At 66.0% G+C, this 24,667-nt stretch carries 23 protein-coding genes; 11 read left to right on the top strand and 12 right to left on the bottom strand.

Annotation, left to right across the window (positions count from 1 at the left end):
- Window positions 1-42 precede the first annotated feature (42 nt).
- Complete coding sequence (locus K8U54_RS21425) at window positions 43-744, top strand: hypothetical protein (protein ID WP_249907696.1); 702 nt, start codon at window positions 43-45, stop codon at window positions 742-744.
- Window positions 744-1,376 carry a hypothetical protein gene (locus K8U54_RS21430; protein WP_249907697.1) on the top strand — a complete coding sequence of 211 codons (633 nt, stop codon included), beginning with the start codon at window positions 744-746 and terminating at the stop codon, window positions 1,374-1,376. The genes K8U54_RS21425 and K8U54_RS21430 overlap by 1 nt, the downstream gene beginning before the upstream one ends.
- Window positions 1,377-1,434: 58 nt before the next feature.
- On the opposite strand, the gene pgm is transcribed toward K8U54_RS21430, so the two are convergent.
- Window positions 1,435-3,099 carry a phosphoglucomutase (alpha-D-glucose-1,6-bisphosphate-dependent) gene (gene pgm / locus K8U54_RS21435; RefSeq protein ID WP_249907698.1) on the bottom strand — a complete coding sequence of 555 codons (1,665 nt, stop codon included), beginning with the start codon at window positions 3,097-3,099 and terminating at the stop codon, window positions 1,435-1,437.
- A 330-nt stretch (window positions 3,100-3,429) separates the two neighbouring features.
- Between pgm and K8U54_RS21440 the strand changes: the two genes are divergently transcribed.
- Window positions 3,430-5,067, top strand: a complete 1,638-nt coding sequence (locus tag K8U54_RS21440) for a methyl-accepting chemotaxis protein (protein WP_249907699.1) — start codon at window positions 3,430-3,432, stop codon at window positions 5,065-5,067.
- Window positions 5,068-5,135: 68 nt separating this feature from the next.
- Window positions 5,136-5,537, top strand: a complete 402-nt coding sequence (locus K8U54_RS21445; protein ID WP_249907700.1) for a hypothetical protein — start codon at window positions 5,136-5,138, stop codon at window positions 5,535-5,537.
- Window positions 5,538-5,555: 18 nt separating this feature from the next.
- Here the strand turns inward: K8U54_RS21445 and K8U54_RS21450 are convergent, their stop codons facing one another.
- The gene (locus K8U54_RS21450; protein WP_249907701.1) at window positions 5,556-6,005 is read right to left on the bottom strand and encodes an Rrf2 family transcriptional regulator; all 450 of its coding nucleotides are present in this window, start codon (window positions 6,003-6,005) and stop codon (window positions 5,556-5,558) included.
- A gap of 144 nt (window positions 6,006-6,149) precedes the next feature.
- On the opposite strand from K8U54_RS21450, the gene K8U54_RS21455 reads away from it, so the two are divergent.
- From K8U54_RS21455 to epsC, 4 genes are all read left to right on the top strand, one after another.
- Window positions 6,150-7,037: an NAD(P)/FAD-dependent oxidoreductase gene (locus K8U54_RS21455; RefSeq protein WP_249907702.1), complete on the top strand. Its 888-nt coding sequence runs from the start codon at window positions 6,150-6,152 to the stop codon at window positions 7,035-7,037.
- Between the two features lie 275 nt (window positions 7,038-7,312).
- The gene (locus K8U54_RS21460) at window positions 7,313-7,666 is read left to right on the top strand and encodes a c-type cytochrome (RefSeq protein ID WP_434059966.1); all 354 of its coding nucleotides are present in this window, start codon (window positions 7,313-7,315) and stop codon (window positions 7,664-7,666) included.
- Between the two features lie 110 nt (window positions 7,667-7,776).
- Window positions 7,777-9,852: a maltose alpha-D-glucosyltransferase gene (treS, locus tag K8U54_RS21465; RefSeq protein WP_434059967.1), complete on the top strand. Its 2,076-nt coding sequence runs from the start codon at window positions 7,777-7,779 to the stop codon at window positions 9,850-9,852.
- 122 nt (window positions 9,853-9,974) lie between these two features.
- The gene (gene epsC, locus K8U54_RS21470; protein WP_249907704.1) at window positions 9,975-10,937 is read left to right on the top strand and encodes a serine O-acetyltransferase EpsC; all 963 of its coding nucleotides are present in this window, start codon (window positions 9,975-9,977) and stop codon (window positions 10,935-10,937) included.
- A gap of 267 nt (window positions 10,938-11,204) precedes the next feature.
- On the opposite strand, the gene K8U54_RS21475 is transcribed toward epsC, so the two are convergent.
- From K8U54_RS21475 to K8U54_RS21515, 9 genes are all read right to left on the bottom strand, one after another.
- The gene (locus tag K8U54_RS21475) at window positions 11,205-12,092 is read right to left on the bottom strand and encodes a metal ABC transporter solute-binding protein, Zn/Mn family (RefSeq protein WP_249907705.1); all 888 of its coding nucleotides are present in this window, start codon (window positions 12,090-12,092) and stop codon (window positions 11,205-11,207) included.
- The gene (locus K8U54_RS21480; RefSeq protein ID WP_249907706.1) at window positions 12,089-12,991 is read right to left on the bottom strand and encodes a metal ABC transporter permease; all 903 of its coding nucleotides are present in this window, start codon (window positions 12,989-12,991) and stop codon (window positions 12,089-12,091) included. The genes K8U54_RS21475 and K8U54_RS21480 overlap by 4 nt, the downstream gene beginning before the upstream one ends.
- Window positions 12,988-13,743, bottom strand: a complete 756-nt coding sequence (locus tag K8U54_RS21485; RefSeq protein WP_249907707.1) for a metal ABC transporter ATP-binding protein — start codon at window positions 13,741-13,743, stop codon at window positions 12,988-12,990. The genes K8U54_RS21480 and K8U54_RS21485 overlap by 4 nt, the downstream gene beginning before the upstream one ends.
- Window positions 13,740-14,672, bottom strand: a complete 933-nt coding sequence (locus tag K8U54_RS21490; protein WP_249907708.1) for a metal ABC transporter substrate-binding protein — start codon at window positions 14,670-14,672, stop codon at window positions 13,740-13,742. Before K8U54_RS21490 ends, K8U54_RS21485 begins: the two co-directional genes overlap by 4 nt.
- 35 nt (window positions 14,673-14,707) lie before the next feature.
- Entirely contained in the window at window positions 14,708-15,274 is a 567-nt protein-coding gene (locus K8U54_RS21495) for a DUF6162 family protein (RefSeq protein WP_249907709.1), read from the bottom strand.
- On the bottom strand, window positions 15,271-15,591 hold the full coding sequence (locus tag K8U54_RS21500; protein WP_249907710.1) for a hypothetical protein: 321 nt from the start codon (window positions 15,589-15,591) through the stop codon (window positions 15,271-15,273). The genes K8U54_RS21495 and K8U54_RS21500 overlap by 4 nt, the downstream gene beginning before the upstream one ends.
- A complete protein-coding gene (locus K8U54_RS21505; protein ID WP_249907711.1) occupies window positions 15,588-16,133 on the bottom strand; it encodes a thiamine pyrophosphate-binding protein in 546 nt (181 codons plus the stop codon). Before K8U54_RS21505 ends, K8U54_RS21500 begins: the two co-directional genes overlap by 4 nt.
- A complete protein-coding gene (locus K8U54_RS21510) occupies window positions 16,130-17,317 on the bottom strand; it encodes a PepSY-associated TM helix domain-containing protein (protein ID WP_249907712.1) in 1,188 nt (395 codons plus the stop codon). Before K8U54_RS21510 ends, K8U54_RS21505 begins: the two co-directional genes overlap by 4 nt.
- 190 nt (window positions 17,318-17,507) lie before the next feature.
- Window positions 17,508-18,566, bottom strand: coding sequence for an AraC family transcriptional regulator (locus tag K8U54_RS21515; protein WP_249907713.1), 1,059 nt, complete (start codon window positions 18,564-18,566; stop codon window positions 17,508-17,510).
- A gap of 194 nt (window positions 18,567-18,760) precedes the next feature.
- On the opposite strand from K8U54_RS21515, the gene K8U54_RS21520 reads away from it, so the two are divergent.
- The 3 genes from K8U54_RS21520 to K8U54_RS21530 all read left to right on the top strand — a co-directional run bounded on the left by K8U54_RS21520 (window position 18,761) and on the right by K8U54_RS21530 (window position 23,688).
- Entirely contained in the window at window positions 18,761-20,791 is a 2,031-nt protein-coding gene (locus tag K8U54_RS21520) for an NADPH-dependent 2,4-dienoyl-CoA reductase (protein WP_249907714.1), read from the top strand.
- Window positions 20,792-21,430: 639 nt separating this feature from the next.
- Window positions 21,431-22,717 carry a chromosome partitioning protein ParA gene (locus K8U54_RS21525; protein WP_249907715.1) on the top strand — a complete coding sequence of 429 codons (1,287 nt, stop codon included), beginning with the start codon at window positions 21,431-21,433 and terminating at the stop codon, window positions 22,715-22,717.
- A 29-nt stretch (window positions 22,718-22,746) separates the two neighbouring features.
- A complete protein-coding gene (locus K8U54_RS21530) occupies window positions 22,747-23,688 on the top strand; it encodes a 1-aminocyclopropane-1-carboxylate deaminase/D-cysteine desulfhydrase (RefSeq protein ID WP_249907716.1) in 942 nt (313 codons plus the stop codon).
- Here the strand turns inward: K8U54_RS21530 and K8U54_RS21535 are convergent.
- Window positions 23,677-24,642 carry a DUF1853 family protein gene (locus K8U54_RS21535; protein ID WP_249907717.1) on the bottom strand — a complete coding sequence of 322 codons (966 nt, stop codon included), beginning with the start codon at window positions 24,640-24,642 and terminating at the stop codon, window positions 23,677-23,679. The genes K8U54_RS21530 and K8U54_RS21535 overlap by 12 nt on opposite strands.
- Window positions 24,643-24,667 lie beyond the last annotated feature (25 nt).

Here is a 24,667-nt window from a genome sequence, read left to right on the forward strand (position 1 = left end):
CGGCCGTTTTGTCGTTTCAAAATTTTTCGTACAGGAATGCCAATGCCTGCCAAGCGTCGCCTTGATTTACCTGCGGTGGAGCACGCGCTGCGCGAGGTGCAGAGTCGCTTCGCCGAACTCAGCCGGCACTTTACCGAGCCTCGCGATCCGCTCACCGATGAAGTGCTGGAAAATGTGCTTGAGGGCTACGGGCTGATTGACGAATATGTCGCCCGCGGCATCGACCTGTTCGAACTGCAGAACCTGAACCTGATGCTGGAACTCAATGCCACCGTACTCTGTGGGCAAGACGCGGCACGTCGGCAGGAGTTCGCCCAGCACCTGGCGGCGACTGAAGCGCACTTCTTCAACAACATCGAAGGCGGAATCAAAGACGTGTTCAACTGGTATTGCGCCCATCGCGGCGAATCGGTCTGGAAGCGTGCCGCCGGCGTCTATGTGCGGATTCTCAGCAAGCCGCAGCTGTTCATCGAAGGCAACAACCGTACCGGCTCGTTGATCGTCAGCTACCTGCTGATGCGTGATGGGCAGCCGCCTTTCGTACTGACCCTGGAAAATGCCGAAGGCTACTTCAATCCCTCTTCGGTGATCCGCAACTCCGCCAAGCACGGGGTGAAGGCCTTGTACGAACTGCCCAAGATCAAGAAGAAATACGCTGCGTTTCTCGAGGACCAGTCGCCCGAGCGCAAGAAGTTCTTTATCAGCGAGAAGAAGCTCGCTGCGGCACAGCGGTGGGAGGCGTAATGAACAAGCGTTTTGCAGCCCGGCTATCTCACCTCACCGATCTGCCGACGTTGCAGTCCTTCAGAGGTCTCGTCCCGCTGGCTTCGCTCAAGCGCCAGCGCCTGCGCATTTCTTTCGACATCGACGACACCCTGGCTTGCCAGGCCCTGCATAGCGACGCCGAACCGAGCAGGCTGCCGGCGTTCATCCATCGCTGGCTCGGCGAGCCGCTGCGCATCGGCACCCGTTCGCTGATTCGCGAGCTGCGCCGGCAGAATTGCAGCGTGTGGATCTACACCTCGTCCGGGCGCACGCCTGCGTACATCCGGCGCTGGCTGATGCTCCACGGCATTCACGTCGACGGCGTGGTGAACAGCGTGCGCCACAAGCATGCGCTGACCGCGCGCGGGCTGTCCCACGCGCCCTCGAAGCTGCCGTCGGCATTCGATATCGACCTGCACGTCGACGATTCCGAAGGCGTGCAGATCGAAGGCCAGCACCATGGCTTTCGCGTGGTGGTGGTGCGCCCCGATGATCAGCAGTGGGCACAGCAGGTGCTGGGCGCGGTGGCGCAGGTGCAGAGGCAGATAAGTCGGCAGCAGGTGGTACGCCGGACCAAGGTCGTGCGGGGTGCGGAAGTTTATTCGTCCTGAGGCCAGGCTTTTCAAACCGATCTAAAAAACGCCCGGCTGATGCCGGGCGTTTCGTTTATCAGCCGGCCAGCACGCTGTCGACCAGGGCCTTGGCTTCGCTCTGGATGCGCTTGAGGTGGGCATCGCCCTCGAAGCTTTCGGCGTAGATCTTGTAGACGTCCTCGGTGCCGGACGGGCGCGCGGCAAACCAGCCATTGTCGGTCACCACCTTGAGCCCACCGATGGCCGCGCCGTTGCCTGGCGCCTCGGTGAGAATCGCGGTGATCGGCTGGCCGGCCAGCTCGCTGGCGGTCACCTGGGACGCCGACAGCTTGCCGAGGCGGGCCTTCTGCTCGCGATCCGCCGGGGCGTCGATACGCTGGTACACCGGCGCGCCGAAACGCTCGGTCAGCGCCTGATAGCGCTCGCCCGGGTCCTTGCCGGTGACGGCAGTGATTTCCGCCGCCAGCAGGCCGAGAATGATGCCGTCCTTGTCGGTGGACCAGGCGCTGCCGTCCTTGCGCAGGAACGAGGCGCCGGCCGATTCTTCACCGCCAAAGCCGAAGCGGCCGTCGATCAGGCCATCGACGAACCACTTGAAGCCCACCGGCACTTCCACCACGTCGCGGCTGATGCCCTTGGCCACGCGGTCGATCATCGACGACGACACCAGGGTCTTGCCGATGGCGGCCTGGGCCGCCCACTGCGGACGGTGGGTGAACAGGTATTCGATGGCCACCGCCAGGTAATGGTTGGGGTTGAGCAGGCCTACCGAGCGGGCGACGATGCCGTGGCGGTCATGGTCGGTGTCGCAGGCGAAGGACACGTCGAAGCGGTCCTTGTTCTCGATCAGCCCGGCCATGGCATGGGGCGAGCTGCAGTCCATGCGGATCTTGCCGTCCCAGTCGAGGCGCATGAAGCGGAAGGTCGGGTCGATGCGGGTCGACAAAACCTCCAGCGGCAAGCCGAAGCGCTCGGCGATGCGCGTCCAGTAATGCACGCCTGCGCCGCCGAGCGGGTCGACCGCGAACTTCAGGCCCGAACCACGGATCGCCTGCATGTCGAGCACCTGCTCGAGATCGCCGACGTACTGCTCGATGAAATCATGACGTTGGGTGGTCGGGGCTTTCAGGGCGCTGGCATAGTCGATGCGCTGTACGCCGTTCAGGCCAGCGACCAGCAACTGGTTGGCGCGCTCCTGGATCCACTTGGTGACGCCGGTATCGGCCGGGCCACCATTGCTGGCGTTGTACTTGAAGCCGCCATCGGCCGGCGGGTTGTGCGAAGGCGTGATTACGATGCCGTCGGCCAGGCCGCTGCTGCGCCCTTTGTTGTAATCGAGAATCGCCTTGGAAATCGCCGGGGTCGGGGTATAGCCCGGCTCGCCGTTGGTTTCGCTGCAACCGGCATCGATACGCGTCTCGATGCGGTTGCCGGCCAGTACTTGCAGGGCAGAAACGAAGGCGGGTTCGGACAGCGCATGGCTGTCCATGCCGATGTACAGCGGGCCGTCGATGCCCTGGCCGCGGCGGTAATCGCAAATGGCCTGGGTCACGGCGAGGATGTGCCATTCGTTGAAGCTGTTCTTCAGCGAAGAACCGCGGTGGCCCGAGGTGCCGAAGGCCACCTGCTGAGCAGGGTCGCTCGGGTCCGGGCGCTCGCTGTAGTAGCGCGCCACCAGACGGGGCAGGTTGACCAGGCTGTGCTCGTCGGGAAGGAGCCCCGCGTTGCTGTGAATGCTCATCAATCGTTCCTTTGATGGGGTGAAGGGGCCGGGCGGCTGTTGCGCCGCGCCTGTCGGACTCGGGGTTCGACACCGGGGCGGTAGGCTGGAGTTCCCCATACTCGCGCGCGGATGATAAAGATTGCCCGACAAAGCGCCAGTGTCGCCTAGCTGGCCGAATAGTCAGGATTGATTGCAAAAGCAGGGCACTTTGCATCATGGCGATAGATTTATTTAACGTGCGGGTTGATGGCGTTTTGCTATTTTGTAAGTGCGTGTGTCGGAACCGGCAGCGCATCTGCTGGGCCGACAGGGAGTGGTTGGTAGAACACCCCATGATCTGGTGCCACCATGAACCTTCGCAGCTTCAATATCGCCCCCCGGGCTGCCTTCTGCTTCGCGCTCATCACCCTGCTGGTGATGGCGCTGGGCGTCTTCTCGCTGTTCAAGCTCGGTGACCTCTACGATGCCGAACAGGAGATCGAAAACAACTGGATGGCGAGCATCCAGGCCACCGGCGAGATGCAGAAGGATCTGCTCAATGTCCGCCTGGAAACCCTGAGAATGCTGGCCGTGGTGGAAAACACCAGCCAACAGTCGATCGACGACAGCGTGGCGCAGAGCTACCGTACCGCGCTGCAGCAGATTCTCGATCAGTATGGCCGGCACATGGTGTCCTCCGATGTCGAACGCGGCATGTTCAACCGGGTCGATACCAGTGCCCAAACCTACCTGAGCGGTCAGCAGCAGATCGTCGATTCTTTGCGCCAGAACCAGCTGACTCAGGCGCTGGCGTTGGCCAACGGTTCCGTGCGCGAGGCCGGCGCCACCCTGCAGCAACAGCTCGATGAGCTGACCGCTTACAACATGCAGGGCGCCAAGCAGGCCGGTATCAACGCCAATACCATTTACCAGCACGGCCGCACCGGGGTGCTGGTGACCATCAGCGTTGCGGTGCTGCTGACCGTGCTGTTGGCGACCCTGCTGACCCGTTCCATCGCCGCGCCGATCCGCGAAGCCCTGCAGAGTGCCGAGACCATTGCCTCGGGCGACCTGACCCGCACCGTGCTGGTGACCGGCAAGGACGAGGCGTCGCGCCTGCTCGCCGCCCAGGCGGCCATGCAGAAGAACCTCAACGATGCCATCCGCCAGATCAGCGATTCGTCCACCCAGTTGGCCGCTGCGGCCGAAGAGATGGCCTCGGTCACCGAGGAGAGCACCCGCAACCTGCTGAGCCAGAATGCCGAGATCGACCAGGCGGCCACCGCGGTGACGCAGATGAGCTCGGCGGTCGACGAAGTGTCGCGCAACGCCAGCGGCGCATCGGACGCCTCCCGGGAGTCGACCGTGTCGGCCAACGCCGGCAACCAGCACGTGGCGCGCACCGTGTCGGCGATCCGCAACCTGTCGAGCAACGTGATGCAGGCCTCCGATCAGGTGCAGGGGCTGGCCGATCAGGCGCGGGACATCAGCAAGGTGCTCGACGTGATCCGCAACGTGGCCGAACAGACCAACCTGCTGGCCCTCAACGCCGCCATCGAGGCGGCCCGCGCCGGTGACCATGGCCGCGGTTTCGCCGTGGTGGCCGATGAAGTGCGCGGCCTGGCCCATCGCACGTCCGCCTCGACCCAGGAAATCGAGCAGATGATCGCGGCGATCCAGACTGGTACCGACAAGGCCGTGCAGGCCATGCGCGGCAGCAGCCAGGAGGCCACCAACACCCTGCAGGTCGCCGACGATGCGCGCGTGGCCCTGGAGCAGATCGTCGACTCCATCGGCATGATCAACGAGCGCAACCTGCAGATCGCCACCGCCTCGGAAGAGCAGGCCCATGTGGCCCGCGAGGTGGACCGCAACCTGGTGAGCATCCGCGACCTGTCGATCCAGAGCGCCTCGGGCGCCAACCAGACGGCTGCGGCCTGCAGCGAGCTGGCGCACCTGGCCCAGGGCCTCAATAGCCTGGTAGGGCGCTTCAAGCTCAGCGCCTGATCGGCGCCGACAACTGGCGGCGCGTTGACCATGGTCAACGCGCCGTCGGCCTGGCTATGATGCAGGCCATGAATTCATCCCTGCCGATCCGCCATCCCTGCCCGCCGGGCGCTTGCGACTGCCAGCGCGAACAGCTGCTGGAAACCCCCGGCGAGCATCAGCGCATCCTGCTGCTGACCAAGAGCGAAGAGAAGCGCCTGCTCGAACGGCTGGAAAACCTGGCCAGCCTCGAAGACCTGGAGCGCATGCAGCAGCGCATGTTCGAGCAATTGGGGATTCGCGTCGAAGTGGCGCCGGGGTTCAACGAAGTGCGCAGCATGCGCGGCATCGCCATCGAGGTGCGGAGCTTCCCCGGCCTGTGCCGCAAGACCCGCCAGGCGATTCCCGCCGCCATTCGCCGCGGCCTGGAGCGGCGCCCGGAAATCGCCTACGCGTTGCTCAACGCCCACGACCTGTTCCGCGACCTGTAAACGCCGCTACTGCCGTGCTCAGAGGTTCTTGCCAGGGACCTCGAGGGCCCGGTAGCGCGCGTCGAAGTCCTCGGCCAGGGACGCCACGCTGATCGATGCCAGCCGCTGCAGGAGTAACGCCTGGGCTTCGTCGAAGGCCTGCCCGAGTGCGTGGTTGACGGCCTGCTCGACCAGGCAGGTGGGGTTGTCGGTCGCCAGGCCGATGCTGAAGATCGACTGCGAACCCAGGGCTTGATGAATGTCCAGCAGGGTGATCGCGGCCAGCGGCCTGGCCAGTGACCAGCCGCCGTTGTGGCCCTTGTCGGAGCTTACGTAACCCTTGTCGCGCAAGAGGCCCATGGTGCGCCGCACCACCACCGGGTTGGTTTCCAGCATGCGCGCGATGGTGTCCGAGGTGGTGCGCTGGCCGTGGCGATCCATATGAATCAGCACGTGCAGCATGCGGGATAGCCGGGTGTCGTTTCTCATGGGGCGTCTCGGGCTGGATGCAAGGGCGGCGAGTATGATTCGTAATGAATAAAGTTACGAGAGGTTGACGCTTTTGCATTATGTAACTTATGGTGTTTCATGAAGGCTCGGCAGTCTCCGAGTCCCCCCATGGAGCAATAGCGCATGCGTTATGACGCAATCATCGTCGGCGGCAGCTATGCCGGCTTGTCCGCCGGCCTGCAACTGGCCCGCGCCCGGCGCCGTGTGCTGGTGATCGACGCCGGTGTACGGCGTAACCGCTTCGCCAGCCATTCCCACGGCTTTCTCGGCCAGGACGGGCGCGCCCCCGACGACATCGCCGCCGACGGTCGCGCCGAATTGATGGACTATCCCAACGTCACCTGGCAGGTGGGCGAGGCCACTGACGTGCAGCGTGACGGCGACGGCTTCCTGGTGACGCTGCGCGGCGGCCAGGAGCTGGCCACCCGACGGCTGATCCTGGCCGGCGGGGTGCGCGACGAGCTGCCCGCCATCGAGGGGCTGGCCGAGCGCTGGGGGCGCCATGTGTTCCATTGTCCGTACTGCCACGGCTACGAGCTGGACCAGGGGCGCATCGGCGTGTTGGCCGTCTCGCCCCTGTCGATTCACCACGCCATGATGCTGCCGGACTGGGGCAGCACCACCTTCTTTCTCAACGGCGCCTTCGTGCCCGATGCCGAGCAGCTCGAACAGCTGGCGCGGCGTGGCGTGGTGGTCGAGCCGGACCGCGTGCAGTCGATCGGGGGCGAGCGCGTCGACGTCAATCTGGCCGACGGCCGGAGCGTGGCACTGGACGGATTGTTCGTGATGCCGCGTACGCACCAGGGCAATTCGTTGGCCACGCAACTTGGCTGCACCTTGCTGGAAGGGCCGATGGGCCTTTACCTGCAAACCGGTGAAACCCAGGAAACCACCGTGCCCGGGGTCTTCGCCTGTGGCGATGCGGCCTTGGCCGCCGGCTCGGTGGCGCTCGCCGTGGGCACGGGGGCGAGGGCAGGAGCGGGCGTGCATCAGTCGCTGATCTTTCGCTAGGCTCTGTACGAAAAGTGCCTGCGCTCGGTGATGCTTCGTTAAAAATCGGTTCGGAATGCTCATTTACAACTCGTAAACTCCGCTTCCTCACCGATTTTTGCCTCGCCTGACCTTCGCTCGGAGACTTCTCGTACAGACCCACGCAGATCAATGAATCGGTGCGGGTGCTGGGGCATACTGGTGGCCCCTTCGCATCGACTTTCTGCGTGCCAATGACTGTTTCTCTACTGACTCACCTGCCGGGCTGCCGCCTCCTGCGTCACGGGTTGCTCATCGTGACGAGCGCGCTGTTCACCCAAACGGCCCTGGCCGAAGCCGACATCGCTGCTGGCGAGGCATTGTTCAAGCGCGTCTGCGGTAACTGCCACAACGTCGGGCCGGGCGCGCGGGCGGCATTCGGGCCGCAACTCAACGGCATCTTCGGCCGCCATGCTGGCGCCACCGGGGACTACAGGTATTCGCCCGCCATGCAGCAGGCGGATGTGGTCTGGGATCACGACACCCTGAGCGCCTTTATCAAGGACTCCGACAGCGTGGTGCCTGGCAACAAGATGCGCTTCTGGGGCATCGGTGATCAGGAAAAGATCGATGGCCTGCTGCTGTATCTCAAAGCCCAGCAGGATCACTGAGCACGCTCGGCAATCAATCTGAACGAAGCCTTGGCAGCCGGTTCTGAAACTCTAGAACCGGCGGACGGCCTGGCCGTTCGCGATCCTTTCTCTCGCATCCCGGGATCGCTATGGCAGATGAACAACAGATCAACTGGCTGGTCGAGCAGTCCATGCTGCACGCCGCCCGCCAGCGCACGCGCCTGTATTCGGGCCAGGCCCGCCTGTGGCAGCAACCCTACGCACTGGCCCGGCCACGCAGCGTTACCGCGGTAGCCTCGGTGTGGCTGGCGGTCTATCCGGCCTCGATCATCACCTCGCCCGATGGCTCGGTGCTGCAGGCGCTCGGCGACGAACGCCTGTGGTCGGCGCTTTCCGAACTGGGTGTACAGGGCATCCACACCGGGCCGCTGCGCCGCTCGGGTGGTTTGCAGGGGCGTGAATACACGCCCACCGTCGACGGCAATTTCGACCGCATCAGCCTGGAGATCGACCCGCGCTTCGGCAGCGAGGAAGAGCTAGTGCACCTCAGCCGTGTCGCCGCGGCCCACAATGCGGTGACCATCGACGACTCGATCCCTTCGCATACCGGCAAGGGTGCGGATTTCCGTCTGGCGGAAATGGCCTATGGCGACTATCCCGGCCTCTATCACATGGTGGAGATCGCCGAGGCCGACTGGGAGCTGCTGCCACCGCTGCCCGAGGGCCGCGACTCGGTGAACCTGTCACCGGCCACGGTCGACGCCCTGCGTGACAAGCACTACATCGTCGGCCAGCTGCAGCGGGTGATCTTCTTCGAACCGGGCGTCAAGGAAACCGACTGGAGTGCCACCGGTGAGATCACCGGGGTCGACGGCAAGGTGCGGCGCTGGGTGTACCTGCACTACTTCAAGGAAGGCCAGCCGTCCCTGAACTGGCTGGACCCGACCTTCGCCGCCCAGCAACTGGTCACCGGTGAGTCGCTGCACGCCATCGACGTGATCGGCTCGCGTGTGCTGCGCCTGGATGCCAACGGCTTTCTCGGCGTCGAGCGGCGCAGCCAGGGCAATGCCTGGTCGGAGAGCCACCCGCTGTCGCTGACCGGCAACCAGTTGCTCGCCGGCATGATCCGCAAGGCCGGGGCGTTCAGCTTCCAGGAACTGAACCTGACCCTGGACGACATTGCCGCCATGTCCCAGGGCGGCGCCGACCTGTCCTACGACTTCATCACCCGGCCGGCCTACCAGCACGCCTTGCTGACCGGCGAGGTGGAGTTCCTGCGCCTGATGCTGCAGCAGATGCACGATTTCGGCATCGACCCGGCGTCGCTGATCCATGCCCTGCAGAACCATGACGAACTGACCCTCGAACTGGTGCACTTCTGGACTCTGCATGCCAACGACACCTACGTGTTCCGCGGCCAGAGCCTGCCGGGCAGCATCCTGCGCGAGCATATTCGCGGCGAGATGTACGAGCGCCTGACCGGCGAACACGCGCCCTACAACCTGAAATTCGTCACCAACGGCGTGGCCTGCACCACGGTGAGCATCATCACCGCGGCACTGGGCATTCGCGACCTGAGCACCATCACCGACGCCGATATCGAGCAGATCCGCCGCGTGCACCTGCTGCTGCTGATGTTCAACGCCATGCAGCCCGGTGTGGTGGCGCTGTCGGGCTGGGACCTGGTCGGCGCCTTGCCCCTGGAGGCCGAGCAGGTGGCCGAGCTGATCGCCGACGGCGACACGCGCTGGATCAACCGCGGCGGCTATGACCTGGTCGACCTCGACCCCGAGGCGCTGCTGTCCGCCGAAGGCCTGCCCCGTTCCCGCCAGCTCTACGGCAGCCTCGCCGAGCAGCTGCAGGACCCGCAGTCGTTCGCCTCCCAGGCGCGTCGGCTGTTCGCGGCGCGGCGCTCCCACGGCGTGGCGTCCAGCCGGCAGATCGCCGTACCGGTCACCCAGCACCCGGCGCTGTTGATCATGGTGCATGAGTTGCCTGCCGGCCGCGGCATCCAGGTCACGGCGCTGAACTTCGGCGCCGAGCCGCTCAGCGAGGTGATCACCCTGGAGCACGTCGAGCCGGGGCCGGTGGTGGACATCATCCATGAGCGGTTGCTGGGCGATCTGTCCGCCGAAGGTGAACTGCATATCCAGCTCGAGCCTTACGAAGGGCTGGCGTTGCGTATCGCCAGCATGGCGCCTGGCATCGCGCCACTGGACGGCTGAGGAATATGCCTTTGGGCACTAAGCTCATAACCTTCGAGTAGTTGAGCGCGCCTGCGGGCGCGCCGTATTGTCCCTGTTCGGGCCGGCCATGGGTGCCGGCCGCCTGCTGAGCCGAGGTCGCAATGAACGGCGAGTTTGCCATCCGCAACGACGATGGCGCCGATGCTGAATACTGTTCCCGCCCCATCAACTGGGAGCTGGGGCAGACCGTGGCCGGCCTGCGCGCCGCGCGTGCCGAATGGCGTAACCGCTCTGGCCGGCACACGGAGCTGGGTGGCCGCGAGTTGCCTTCGCGCCAAGCCATGGCGGCAATCCTGACGGGCCTGTGTGGTGCGCTGTTTCCGATGCGCCTCGGGCCCTCGGCGCTGCGCGAGGAAAGCGAAGATTATTACGTTGGTCATACCCTGGATCGTGCGCTCAACGCCCTGGTGGCACAGGTACGCATGGAGCTGCGTTATGCGGCGCGTCAGCGCGGTGAGCCCGGTGATGACGTGGATAGCCGGGCGGTTGCCGTCGTGCGCGACTTCGCCGCCGCATTACCGGCCCTGCGCCGCCTGCTCGATCAGGATGTGGTGGCCGCCTACAACGGTGACCCGGCGGCGCGCAGCGTCGATGAGGTGCTGTTGTGCTATCCCGGCGTGCTGGCGGTTATCTACCACCGCCTGGCGCACCATCTGTACCGCGCCGGCCTGCCGTTGCTGGCCCGTATCGCCGCGGAGACCGCCCACGGTGCGACCGGCATCGACATCCACCCGGGTGCGCAGATCGGCCACAGCTTCTTCATCGACCATGGCACCGGCGTGGTGATCGGCGAGACGGCGGTCATCGGCAACCACGTGCGCATCTACCAGGCGGTGACCCTGGGCGCCAAGCGCTTCACCAGCGACGAGAGCGGCCAGCTGCACAAGGGGCAGCCGCGTCACCCGATCGTCGAGGACGACGTGGTGATCTACGCCGGTGCCACCATCCTGGGGCGCATCACCATCGGCAAGGGCTCGGTAATCGGCGGTAACGTCTGGTTGACGCGCAGCGTCGAGCCAGGGAGTAATGTGTCCCAGGCCAGTGCTGAGCAGCGGGGTTGCTGAACCACACGGGCTTGATTCATGTCACAGGACAGTCACACCGCTTTCATAGAATCGGCACGAGACCAAAGAGAGAAGGAGAACAGAGATGGACGATTATCAGGAAGAGCTGCTCGAGTCCCGTGCCCTGGAACAGGACGTGCCCGAGTTCGCCGAAGACGCCACCGAGCTCTGAGCGCGTTGGCAGGCTGGGGTGAGCCCCCACCAGGATCAAAACAACAAGGCCCGATGCAGCTGCATCGGGCCTTTTTCATTGCCGCACCCAACCCGTTATTGGGCCAGGGCCTTGACCAGCGCGTTGACGTTGCCTTCCAGTTCGGCGACCGGATCGTCGCTGTCGGTCGCCAGTACCAGCAGCGCTACGCCGGCGGCCTTCACCGCTTCGGCCACCGGCTCGGGCGGGTTGCGATGGGCCAGCACCAGGGCCACGTCATCGGCTTTCAGGGCGCTGGTCAGGGACTTCAGGGCGTCGGCATCCCAGTCGCGGTCATCGCGGCTGTCGCTGCTGACGAGGTCGAGGTTGAGGCCGCTGACCAGGTAGTCCAGGCGATCACTGAGGCTGTACACCGACAGGTTGTCGGCCTTGGCCAACTCGCGCTCGCTGTGGGCGTTGAGCTTGAGCAGGCGCTGCTTGAGGGTGGCCAGGTTCTGCTCGACCTTGCCCTTGGCGTCCGGTGCCAGGCGCACCAGGTCGGCGGCCATCACGTCGGCCATGCGGCCCATGTTGTTGATCGCCAGCCAGGGGTGGCTGGCCAGGTCGTTGTCGCCGGCACTTTCGGCCTGGATGGCGATACCCGGCAGGGCGCCATCCACCGGGCGGGCGGCATCGATCTCGACGATGCGGATATTGCTGCGCCGGGCCATGGGGTAGAGCGGGTCTTCGGCCCACAGCGAGCGCAGGGCGATGGCCGCGTCGGCATCGACGGCGACCTTCTGCAGCGCGGCGGCGCCACGCCCGGCGAAGTAGGACACCTGGCGGCTCGCCGGCAGGTTGGCCGGAGCGGCGCGCTCGATCTGCACCTGGGTGCCGTCGAGCAGGTCACTGGCCAGGCCGAAGGTGATCGGCTGCGATACCAGGACGGTGACGTCCTTGGCGAGGGCCAGGCCCGGCAGGCTGAGGAGCAGGGCAAGGCCCAGGTGGTGAAGTCGATGGGTCATCCCAGGTTCCCTTTCAAGCTTGGTACGACGCCGCGCGCGATGGCGGCGAGGGCGAAGGCGATACCGGCGATCATGATGATCGCGGCGCCGGAGGGGATCGGCAGATCCAGCACGATGGGCAACAGGATGCCGAGCAGCGTGCTGACGGTGGCGATCAGCACCGAGAGCCAGAAGAAGCCTTTCAGCGACTGGCTGAGCAGGCGCGCGGCGGCCGCCGGAATCACCAGCAGGGCCCCGACCAGAATGGCGCCGATGACCTTGACCGCGGCCACGGTGATCAGCGTCACCAGGATCACGAACAGGTAATCCAGGCTCTTCACCGCCACGCCGCGTACCGCCGCCAGTTGCGGGTTGAAGCTGGCCAGCATGATGCGGTTGTACAGCGGCAGCGCCAGGCCCATGACCAGGCCGCCGACCGCCAGCAGCACCAGCAGGTCGGTGCCATTGACGGTCAGCACCGAGCCGAACAGTACGTTTTCCAGAATGTGCACGTTGATGCGCCCGGCCAGCACCAGCAGCAGGCTGGCGCCCATGGCCAGGGACACCGACAGGAACACCCCGATCAGCGTATCCGGCGCCAGGCCCGTGCGGTTGCGCAGGTAGTTGAGCAGGATGCCGAACAACAGCGCGTAGCCGAACAAGGCGCCGTAGGGGCCGGTGTAGGGCTCGCCGAGCAGGATGCCGATGGCCACGCCGGTCAGCGCGGCATGGCCCACCGCCTCGGAAAAGAACGCGAAGCGCTTGACCACCACCAGGGTGCCCAGGCCGCCCAGCACCGGGCCGATCAGCAGGCCGGCCAGCAGGGCGTTGACCACGAAGCCGTAGGCCAGCGCGGCGGGCAGGTAGCCGGCCGAGGCCCAGCCCTGGATCAGCAGGCGGAACTGTTCATAGTCGATCATGGCTGGGCGGCCTCCACGGTGCGGGCATGGGTGGAGAACAGGCCGAGCAGGCGCTCCGGCGTCAGTGCCTCGGCAGGCGGCGCATCGAACAGTACCCGGCGGCTCAGGCCGGTGACGCGGTCGGCCAGGCGCTTGACCGCTTCCAGGTCGTGCTCGATCCACAGCACGGTCATGCCGGTACGGCGCCAATCGCCGAGCAGGCGCTCGAACACCTGGATGCCGGCTTCGTCGAGGGCCGACATCGGTTCGTCGAGCACCAGCAACTGCGGTGCGGGAATCAACCCCTGAGCGAGCAGCACGCGCTGGCGTTCGCCGCCGGACAGCGCGCCCATGCGCCGTTTGCGCTTCTCCAGCATGCCGACACGGGCGAGCGCATCGTCGATGGGCTTGCTGAAATGCTTGGACAGGCCGAGAAACGCCGGCCGGCGCTGGCACATGGCGGCCATGAAGTCGTCCACGGTCATCGGCAGGCCGCGGTCGAATTCCAGGGCCTGGGGCACGTAGCCGATGGTGCCAACGGCGCCGGGCCACTGCAGGCTGAGTTTGCCCTGATGGGGCATCTGGCCGAGCAGGGTCTTGATCAGCGAACTCTTGCCGCCGCCGTTGGGGCCGACCAGGGCGTGCACGCTGCCTGGCTGCACCGTGAAGCTGACGTTGTCGAGAATCTGCGTGCGCCCCAGCACCAGGCTGACCTGCTGAAAGTCGAGGGTCGGGCCGATGGCCGTCACGTGCAGATTTTCCGCCGCGGTCATTGCCCGGCTTCCTGGATGGCGCGCACCACGGTGTTCATGTTGTCCGTCATTTCCTTCTCGTACTTCTCGGCGCTGTATTCGCCGTAGGAAATGTGCGACAGCGGGTAGAGTTTCACGCCCGACTCGCGCTGGATGGTGTCGACGTAGGTGGACGGGAAGTCCAGCTCGGAAAAGATCACTTTCACGTCTAGCTCGCGCAGCTGATCGATGGTCTTTTTCAGCTGGCTCGGGCTCGGCTCGATGCCATGGGCCGGTTCCACCACCGCGGTGACTTCCAGGCCGAACTCACGCAGCAGGTAGTCGTAGGCGGCGTGCACGGTGGCCACCCGCAGGTCGGCGTTGGGCGCTTCGGTGAGCTGGGCGAGGGCATCGGCGCGCAGCTTGCGCAGGCGCTTGCCATAGGCGCGGGCGTTCTGGGTATAGGTCTTGGCGTTGTCCGGGTCGAGTTTGCCGAGTTCGCGGGCGATGTTGTTGACCTGGGCGATGGAGGCGCTGATCGACAGGAAGGTATGCGGGTTGACCACCTTGCCGGCGCCGCGGGCGGCGATGCCGGTAGCCGCCAGCAAGGGCACGTTGGCGTTGGCTTCGATGACTTCGATATCCGGCTTCTCGCTGGCGGCGATCATGCGGTCGGCGAAGTCGTCATGGCCCACGCCGTTGAGCACCACCACGTCCAGCGAGCCGATGCGCTTGATGTCCTCGGCCCGCGGCTCGTAGGCGTGGGGGTTGAAGCCGGCCGGAATCAGCGGAACCACCTCGGCCTTGTCGCCGACGATGTTGCTCACGTAACTGTAGTAGGGGTGCAGGGTGATGCCGATGCGCAGCTTGGCGTCGGCGGCGCTGGCGGCGCCGAGCAGCAGCAGGGCGGTCACGCCGATGCTCAGGCGTGACAGCAACTGGCGTGCGCGGAAAAGGCGGGAAATGGGCATGGGCGGGCAGTCTTCTGTCGGATGAGTCAAAGGTGTCAGTGGCGATGTTGCCGGGTCACACCTGCGTCGTACTGGGAGGCGATCTGCTGCCAGCCGGCAGCGACCAGGCTTTGCGCATCCAGATCGGAAGGCGCGCTGGTGCTGGTGCGGTTGAGCCAGACATCGGCCTGCTCGTGCTCGGCGTCGAGGCGCATGAGCATGGAGCCGGCGACGTCCAGCGCCTGGCTGGCGCCGAAGTAGGCGGCCCCGTCACCGGGCAGCAACTGCCACTGGTGGCTGCCGCGGCTGGTGGCGCTGGCATCGGCGACGAATGGCGGGAAGCCTTCGTCGGCCAGCTCGGCGGGGCTCAGCAGCGCCTGCTCTTCGTCGCGGCGGATGCGGATCTCGTCGGCGGCCACCCGCAGGTCGGCGTAGATGCCCTGTTCGGCCGCCGTCAGGTCGCGGCGGGCGTCGATCTGGTGGCTGGCAATGGCGGTATCGCTGTCGGTTTCACCATGCCAGGCGACCACCGAGCCGGCCGCCAGCACGATGACCAGGCAAAGAACGAGCACGTAGAGGGTTTCATGGCCGGCACCGGCCGGCCGTACGACCTGAACTGTCATTCGATTTCCGTATGGTCGATTTCGACGATATGGCCGGGGCCGGCGTCGAACAGCACGTAGAACTCACCCTCGGGCTTCTTGAAGGTCAGGGTGGAGTCCTCGGCCAGCTTGCCGGGCACCAGGATGCTTTCGTCATAGCCGATCACATCCAGGGTCACGCCAGCGGCACCGCTGCCATCGGAAAAACCGCCGGTGCAGCGGATGCTCTCGCCGTCGACTTCCTCGCACTGGCACATCGGGTTGTGGGCCAGGGCCAGGCCGCTGAGCGACAGCAGGGCGATACCTGCGGCGCTGCGCAGGATGATGGACTTGATCATGGTTTGCCTCCTTGTTGTTTCTGCAGCCACGCGACCGTGGATGGGGATGCCTGTTCGAGTGGTACGGCGGCCTGGTGCACGGAACCGTCCCAGCCCTCCATGGTGATCCACAGTTCGGCGTCGGGTTTGGTGCGGGTCGGCAGCGGCACGGTGGCGCCCATGCGGTAGGCGCTGCCAAAGAAGATACCACCGGCGGCGCGCAGGCTGCGCGGCTTGCCGATGCGCAGGTAGGTGGCCTTTACCTGGCCGATGCATTCCTTGCACAGCGCGCCGGTGAAGGTCTTCATGTAGCCGGCCGGGCCGTCGAGTTCCGGCGGCGCGGCGCGGAATTCCGCCAGGGTGATCGACCAGGGGCCGACCGGCACTTCGCCGACCATGCGCTCGCCCAGGCCGCTGGTGCCACGGAACAGCGCGACGTCGGCGAAGTACTTGGGCATGAACCCCAGGGGAATGAGCACCAGCAGGATGTTGATGTGGAAGCGCCACTTGTACCAGAAGCGGCTCAGCGGCGAGGCGGGTTGTACTGCCATGGCCTTGCTCATGCCTTGACCTCCCCAGTGTCGGTTGCAGTGTCGCGCTCACGCACCCGCGCAGGGCGCTTGATCACCTTGGCGGTGGCCTGGGCGGTACGCTTGGTCCAGATCAGCAGGCCGCTGAGCACCATCATGCTCAGCACCAGGCCGAAGAAGAACCAGATCATCTTCACCCACAGGCCGCCGAAGTCACCGGTGTGCAAGGGGCGCATGGACTCGGTGACGAACTCCAGCTTGGAGCGGTCCTCGAGCAGGCGCTGCTGGGCCACTTCGCCGGTGTAGGGGTTGATCGAGGCGCTCTGCATCATCAGCGGGTACCAGCCGCGGCCACCGACGGCGATATGGTCGTAGGCATTGCTGGGCAGGCGGGTGAAGCTGACGTCCAGGCTCGGCACCTTGTCGATGGCGATGCGTGCCGCTTCGTCCACGTCGAGCATCGGGATCGGCTCGCCGGGGCGGACGATGGGCACGTCCTCGCGGGCCACCACGGCGGGCACGCCTTCGGTGGAGATGGAAATCTGGTTGTCGAACAGGATCGCCTGGATCAGGAACCAGATGCCGGTGATCGACACCACGGCGATGAACCAGATCGACCAGATGCCGCTCAGGCGGTGGAAGTCGCCCCAGAAGATCCGCGCGCCCTGGTTGAAACGCAGGCGCGGTTTGAAGAAGCCTTTCCAGAACTTCTTGTACACCACCAGGCCGGTGATCAGCGACAGCAGCATGGGGATGCCCATCATCGACACCAGGTACCAGCCCCAGCTGAATCCATTGGTGAAGGGCACCAGCCACCAGCCGTGCAGGGCACGGGTGAACTGGCGGAAATCGAATTCCGGGCTGATGCCCTGGATGGCCCCGGTGTAGGGGTTGACGTAGATGGTCGGGTTGCTGCCGTCGGGGTAGCTGACCCGGGCGGTGAGGGCGAAGTGCGATTCGTCCGGGCGAGTAATGGACTGCACCACCAGCTCCGGCTCGGCCTTCCTGATCTCGGCCAGCACCTGGCCAAAGGTCAGCAGTTCGGCGTCGTCCGATGGTTTGCTGGCGCGCACGTCGGGGTTGGCCAGCCAGACGATTTCCTGGCTGACCACCGCCAGGGTGCCGGTGACGCAGACGATCAGCACGAAGAACCAGATGGGCAGGGCGAGCCAGCTGTGCACCAGGAACCAGATTTTTGAGCGCGACTTCTTGGACATGAATATCAGTCTTGTCTGAGCCCTCCCGTGCGCGGCACGGAGAGCGATTTAGGTACGAACGAAACCTCGCCGGCCCGAGGCCGGCGAGGAGGACAAACCGATGGGGTGCTCGCCGCGGCAGGCACGAATGGATCGGTCATCTACTAGGACGGATGAGAAGCGTAAAACCCGCAGCTGCAAATGAAAATAGTTATTTCATAGATTCAGATGCGTTGCCGCTCTGTCGCAGCAGTCGACGCATTTCCCCGGGCGGGCGCTTGAGCCAGCGTTTGAAGGCGCGCTGAAAGGCCTCCGCGGAGGCGAAGCCGAGCAGGTAGGCGATCTCGCCGAAACTCAGCTCGGTGTCGCGCACGTAGGCGACCGCCAGGTCGCGCCGGGTCTCGTTGACGATGGTGCTGAAGCGCGTGCCTTCTTCGGCCAGACGCCGGCGCAGGGTCCAGGCTGGCAGCTGCAATTGGCGGGCGATAGCGTCCATGTCCGGTTCGCGACCATGCAGGCGCGGGCCGAGCAGTTGGATGACGCGATCACGCATGCTTTGGGGACGGCTCAGGCCCTGCAAGGCCTGCTCGCAAAGTTGTAACAATTCATGCCAGGTGCCGGGGCAGTGCAACGGATTGCGCAGATTCAGCGCCTGCTGGTCCAGGCGGATGCCGTTGAAGTCGGCTGCGAAGACGGGCGGGCAGCCGAACTCCAATGGGTAGCGCTCGGCGTAGTCGGGAGCCACGAATTCCAACTGCAGCGCCTCGGCGGTCAGCGGCGTATGGGCGAGGGCGCCCAGTTGCTGCAGCCAGGCGGCCAGTACGGTGTCGACCACGAAGCGGTTGTAGGCGTTGTAGGGGCCAATGGAGTGAAAACGCAGCCAGGCGCCGCTGCTGTCTTCCAGCAGGCTGGAACGGCCGCGGTAGTTCGACGCGTACAGCGCCTCGAAGCGGATCAGGGTGCGGGCGGCTTCGCGCACCGTGGGCGCCTGGCCCGCGGCGATACCCGCCAGGCCGAGGCGATGCAGGTAGGCGAAGCGGCCCATCAGCAGGCCGAGGGCCGGCTCGCCGGTCAGCACGATGGCGGCATGGCCCAGGTGCATGTAGCGCGGGATCGACAGCCGCGCACGGGGCTCGGCCAGGCGTGCGGCATCGAAACCGTAGTGCTCGAGCAGCGGCCGCGAGGCATGGCCCAGGTGGTCGACGGCATCGGCCAGGCTGTACAGGTAGCCGACGGCGAGATCGCCCAGGCGGATGGCAGCAGGTTTCATGAGGTGGCGTCCCAGGGAAGTTCGCCAGCCTAGCTCGGCGGTTGGTGCAGTGCCAGCCTTGCTGTCACTTGTGATCATTGATTTGTCATTTATGATCATTGAGCGGGGGCATCTGCTTCACTATCGTCTGTGCCATACGACCGCTGCCCGTGCAGGCTGCGGCAACTCCGTGACCGACGCCGATGGACCTGACCATGACCGCCTACCCGCACCTCCTCGCGCCCCTGGATCTGGGCTTCGTGACCCTGAAGAACCGCACCCTGATGGGCTCCATGCACACCGGGCTGGAAGAGAAGCCCGGCGGCTTCGAGCGCATGGCGGCCTACTTCGCCGAGCGCGCCCGTGGCGGGGTCGGCCTGATGGTCACCGGCGGCATCGCGCCGAACGAAGAAGGGGGCGTGTATGCCGGCGCGGCGAAGCTGAGCACGCCCGAAGAAGTCGACAAACACCGCATCGTCACCGAGGCGGTGCATGGCGCAGGTGGCTTGATCTGCATGCAGATCCTGCATGCCGGCCGCTACGCCTACAGCCCCAAGCAGGTGGCGCCCAGCGCCATCCAGGCGCCGATCAACCCGTTCAAGCCTCAGGAACTGGATGAGGCGGGCATCGAAAAGCAGATCGCCGACTTCGTCAACTGCGCCGTGCTGGCCCAGCAGGCCGGCTATGACGGCGTGGAGATCATGGGTTCCGAGGGCTACTTCATCAACCAGTTCCTGGTGGCCCACACCAACCGGCGCAACGATCGCTGGGGCGGCAGCTACGCCAACCGCATGCGCCTGCCGGTGGAGATCGTGCACCGTGTGCGCCAGGCCGTGGGCAGTGACTTCATCATCATCTACCGCCTGTCGATGCTCGACCTGGTCGAGGGCGGCAGCAGCTGGGACGAGATCGTGACCCTGGCCAAGGCCATCGAGGCGGCCGGCGCCACCCTCATCAATACCGGCATCGGCTGGCACGAGGCGCGCATCCCGACCATCGCCACCAAGGTGCCGCGCGCCGCGTTCACCAAGGTCACTGCCAAGCTGCGCGGCGAGGTGCAGATTCCCCTGGTCACCACCAACCGCATCAACACCCCGGAAGTGGCCGAGCAGGTGCTGGCCGAGGGCGATGCCGACATGGTGTCGATGGCGCGGCCGTTCCTCGCCGACCCCGAGTTCGTCAACAAGGCGGCCGCCGGTCGCGCCGACGAGATCAACACCTGCATCGGCTGCAACCAGGCGTGCCTGGACCATACCTTTGGCGGCAAGCTGACCACCTGCCTGGTCAACCCGCGGGCCTGCCACGAAACCGAGCTGAATTACATCGCCACCACCGCGGTGAAGAAGATCGCCGTGGTCGGCGCCGGGCCTGCCGGGCTCGCCGCCGCCAGCGTGGCGGCCGAGCGCGGCCATCGCGTCACCCTGTTCGATGCGGCCGGGGAGATCGGCGGCCAGTTCAACGTGGCCAAGCGCATCCCGGGCAAGGAGGAATTCTTCGAGACCCTGCGCTACTTCAAGCGCAAGCTGGAAACCAGCGGCGTCGAGCTGCGCCTGAATACCCGGGTGAGCGCTGCGGATCTGCTTGCCGGTGGCTTCGACGAGGTGATCCTGGCCACCGGCATCGTGCCGCGCACTCCGGCCATCCCGGGTGTCGAACATGCCAAGGTGATCAGCTACCTGGACGCCATCCTGGGGCGCAAGCCGGTGGGCAAGCGCGTTGCGGTGATCGGCGCCGGTGGCATCGGTTTCGATGTCAGCGAGTTCATCACCCACGCCGGTCCGGCCACCAGCCTGGACCGCGAGGCGTTCTGGAGGGAGTGGGGCATCGATCCGGCCCTGCAGGCCCGTGGCGGCGTCGCTGGCGTGCAACCGCAGGTCGAGCCGGCGGCGCGCCAGGTGTTCCTGCTGCAACGCAAGAAGAGCAAGGTCGGTGACGGCCTGGGCAAGACCACCGGCTGGATCCACCGCGCGGGCCTGAAGAACAAGCAGGTGCAGATGATCAACGCCGTCGAATACCTGCAGATCGACGACCAGGGGCTGCACGTGCGCGTGGCCGAGGGCGAGCCCCAGGTGCTGCCGGTGGACACGGTGATTCTCTGCGCCGGCCAGGACCCGCTGCGCGAACTGCAGGACGAGCTGGTTGCCGGCGGCGCGTCTGTGCACCTGATCGGCGGTGCTGACGTGGCCGCCGAGCTGGATGCCAAGCGTGCCATCAACCAGGGCTCGCGGTTGGCGGCAGAGCTCTAAAAGCGATCTTTTTAGGTGGCATTAAATAGGCTGCTGCAAGGCAGAAACGATCGTTGAGCATGTAGGAGGGGCTTTAGCCCCGAGCTTTATTGGAGGGCGCAAAGAGCTCGCGGCTAAAGCCGCTCCTACAAAAAGTGCTCCGCACACCGGTCGCTCCCACCACTTTGCAGTTCGTAGGGTGGACGACGCTTCACCCGTCCACCGCCCCGCAACCGCGATGGTGGATGAAAAGAGCGTCATCCACCCTACGTCCGCTACAAGGCGATAGTGGCCGGTCGTGCTGCGATTTCAAACCTGCTCATATTGGTGGGCTGAAGCGGATCGCCGCCCGGCCCAACCTACGAGGCTGGCACGATCTGTAGGGTGGGCTTTAGCCCACCACTGCAAATGGCCGCTTGCTCCACCTTGCAGTCAAAGCGCTGCAGTCGAGCCGAGATCGTGAACAGGCTCTAACTTGCACTTTCGGCCGGTCTCTACCGAACCGGTCACAGTTCGGTCGTGCCGTTCGTCCTTTGGCTGAATGACTGCCAACCGGGTCACACAGCCTGTAATGGGTTCTCGCCTAGACTTGCCTGGCTGGCGTTTCGTTGCGCCAGCCGATCTGGCGCCGAGCACCGTCATTACCTGTGGAGAACATCGATGAGCAAGCCGCAACTGATCGAGGCCGTGATGTTCTTCGCTCCGGACGGCAGCATCGGCAAGCAGATGTTCTACGCCGAATTCGAGACCCTGCTCGATGGCCTGGTGAAGATGCCGACCCTGGCCGATGAGCAGGTCCGGGCCGCGTACGTGGTGATCAATGGCCGCCTGCAGATTCGCTCGACGGTGTTCTTCTACCTGGATTTCGACGAAACCGGCGCGCCAGACGCCGGCTGGAACATTCCCCTGCAGCAGATGGCCGAACGTGCCGGCCGTGGCCCCGACCTGGGCGGCGGGCCGATTCGCCTGGCCTGCCGCAGCCAATGCCCGGTGTCCTGGCACCAGATGCACCTCTGGGACCCCAGCCTGGTTCCCGGCAACAACGACCTGGCCACCTTGCGTGACACGGTGCGGGCCAACGGCCTCGGCATTCTCATGCAGGAAGAAGAAACCCCTGCCGTGACGCCCGGGCGGCTGCAGGTGGCCTCGGAAGATCAATGGTACGCCGTCGATTCATCCCGTGACCTGGCCGAGAAACTCGCCGAGCGGCTGTCCCACGACTACCGGCAAAAGGCCGCGCAACTGGTTCGCCAGCAGCGCGAGCGCCTCGCTGCCCTGGCCCGCGAGCACCAGGCCGAGTTGGCCCGCGCTGCCACCCAGAGCAGCGGGCAAGTGGCCGAATTGCAGGGACAGATTCTGGCGTTGCGCCAGGCGCTGCGGCAGCAGGAGGGGCTCAACCAGAACCTCAAAGCCCAGCTGGCCGAGCAGCGGCAGGCGCAGCAGAGCGAGCGCGAGGAGATGGCGGTGCGGATGCGCGCCGCCGAGCGCCACGCCCGCACCGAGCGCGAGATCCTGCGCGAACAGTTCGACGAAGAATTGCGCGCGCGCCTCCTCGCCACCCAGGCAGCGGCCGAGGAACAGGCGCGCCGTCGTGACGGCGAAGCCGCCCAACGCGGCGCCAGCCAGGTGCTCGAGCGCCTGGCCGCCCAGGGCGTGGTGTTCGTGGTGTTCCATCCGGGCGCCGGGCACCTGACCGTGCCCCTGCAGGACGTCGACCGCTACCTGGCCGGCCCGCTGGCCTATGCCGCGAGCAAGTGCTTCGTGCCGGAGAGCCAGTATCGCCAGTGGCTGCAGCACTACCAGCGGCCGCGCTGCGAAGGCCTGCAGGCGGACGGCCAGCGCTGTGATGCCGCGCTCGAGCGGGTCGAGACGCCTGGCCGTTTCGTGGCTGGCGAATCCAACTGCTGCATGCTGCACAAGAGCGCTCGCCTGCGTACCGTCGGTTAAACTTGCGGCCTTTTCCGGGCTGCCTTCCCATGACCTCGATTCCACTCTCTGCCATCAGCGCCTGGCGTCCCCAGGCGCCCCTGCAGCGCCTGCAGTTCGACTGGCTGGCAGGCGTCGAGCTGGCGGTGCTGCGCCTGGACCTGATCGATCCACTGATCAGCGGCAACAAGTGGTTCAAGCTCGCGCCCCATCTGTGCAGCGCTGCTGAACAACGCGCCGGCGGGATCATCAGCCTCGGCGGCGCCCATTCCAATCACCTGCATGCCCTGGCCGCCGCCGGCCAGCGCTTTTCCTTCGCCACCGTCGGCCTGCTGCGCGGCCACCCCCAGGACACACCGACCGTCGAGGATTTGCAGCGCTTCGGCATGCAGCTGCACTGGCTGGGCTACGGCGGCTACCGGGAACGGCATCGCGCCGGGTTCTGGGCGCCGTGGCAGGCGCGTTACCCGGGCTTCATGCCGGTGCCCGAGGGCGGCGGCGGGCTACCGGGCGCCCTGGGCTGTGCGCAGTTGCCCGCCATGGTGACTGCGCAATTGCCGGCGCTCGGCTGGGACGACTACCACGGCTGGTGGCTGGCCGCCGGTACCGGCACCACGCTTGCCGGGCTGGTGATCGGCGAGGGCGGGCAGCGTACCGTGCATGGCGCCCTGGCCGTGCCGCTGGATCACGGCGTGCCCGCGCAGGTGCGCGGGCTGCTGGCCGAGGCGGGGCGCGATGACAGGGGATACCAGCTGCTGGACGCTTGCTGCGGTGGTTTCGCGCGGCAGGATGCCGAGTTGCTGGCCTTTATGGCGCAGTGCGAAGCGCAGAGCGGTTTGCCCCTGGAGTCGCTGTACACCGCCAAGGCGCTGCTGGCCCTGCGTGACGCCATCGGACGAGGCGAAGTCGAGGCGGGCAGGCGTTTGGTCTTCGTGCACACCGGCGGCCTGCAGGGCCGTCGCGCTGCACTTGGTAACGCGTCAGGTCGCTGAGGGCGGCGCGCCACCGGGTTCGGTGCCGCTGGCCGGCCAGTCATCGGCGACCAGGAAGATCCGCTGGCGCTCGGCGAGCGAGCCGCTGCCATCGGGCTGCAGATCGACCAGCAACTGGGCGCCGGTATCCGCCGGCAGGGCTTGCAGCCAGCTCTGCAACTGAACCTCGGACCAGCCCTGCGCCGCCGGCAGTTTCGCCGGGGCCAGCCAGGCAGTGCGCGGCAGCGGTTGCCAGCGGGCATCCCCATGTTCGGCCTGTAGCGCCGCCCATTGCCGGCGGTGCAGCCAGCGCCCACGCAGGTGCGCCGGCTCGGCCCCGGGCGGCGGCGGCAGATCCAGCCCATGGGGATAGAACAGATAGCCACCCAGCCACATCGAAGCCTGGATCGGTGCGTCGGTTAGCGCCTGCAAGGTCTCCCGCGCTTCGGAAGAAGCCGACAAGGGCAGCTGGTGAATAGCGAGATGATCGAGCTTGAGATCCAGCCGATCGCGACCGCCCGGACCGATCCAGTGGTTCGGCACCCGCGGCGGCTGGCCCAGGTACAGCTTGATCGCCAGTTCCACGTGGTGCACGCCACTGGCATCGCGCAGCAACAGATCCAGCTCGCCCAGGGTGTGGCCGCCCTGGCGGATCGGCAGGTTCGCGGCCAGCACCTCGATAGCCGGCGCCGCCTGCAGGGCGAACTGCCACAGGCGCTCGTAGTAGAGGCCCAGGCGGCGTACCGAACTGCGCGCCAGCCATTCGTGCAGCGCTTGCGGCGTCTGGTCCTGGCGCCGCAACCAGTCGGCCAGCAGACCCGGCGCGCCAGCCCAGCCTGAGTCGGCCAGCGGGTGGCGCTGCGGCCAGGGCGTGTGGGCGAGCAGCGGCGGTGACAGCAGCGTCCAGGCCAGATCGCGCACGGCAGGCTCGCTGAGTTGGCGGGGCAGGTCGGCAAGCGAGGTGAACGGGGTCATCGCTGCAGCATAGGCCTTTGGCAAG

It is taken from the genome of Pseudomonas fulva (assembly GCF_023517795.1).
GTDB classification, from domain to species: Bacteria; Pseudomonadota; Gammaproteobacteria; order Pseudomonadales; family Pseudomonadaceae; genus Aquipseudomonas; species Aquipseudomonas fulva_D.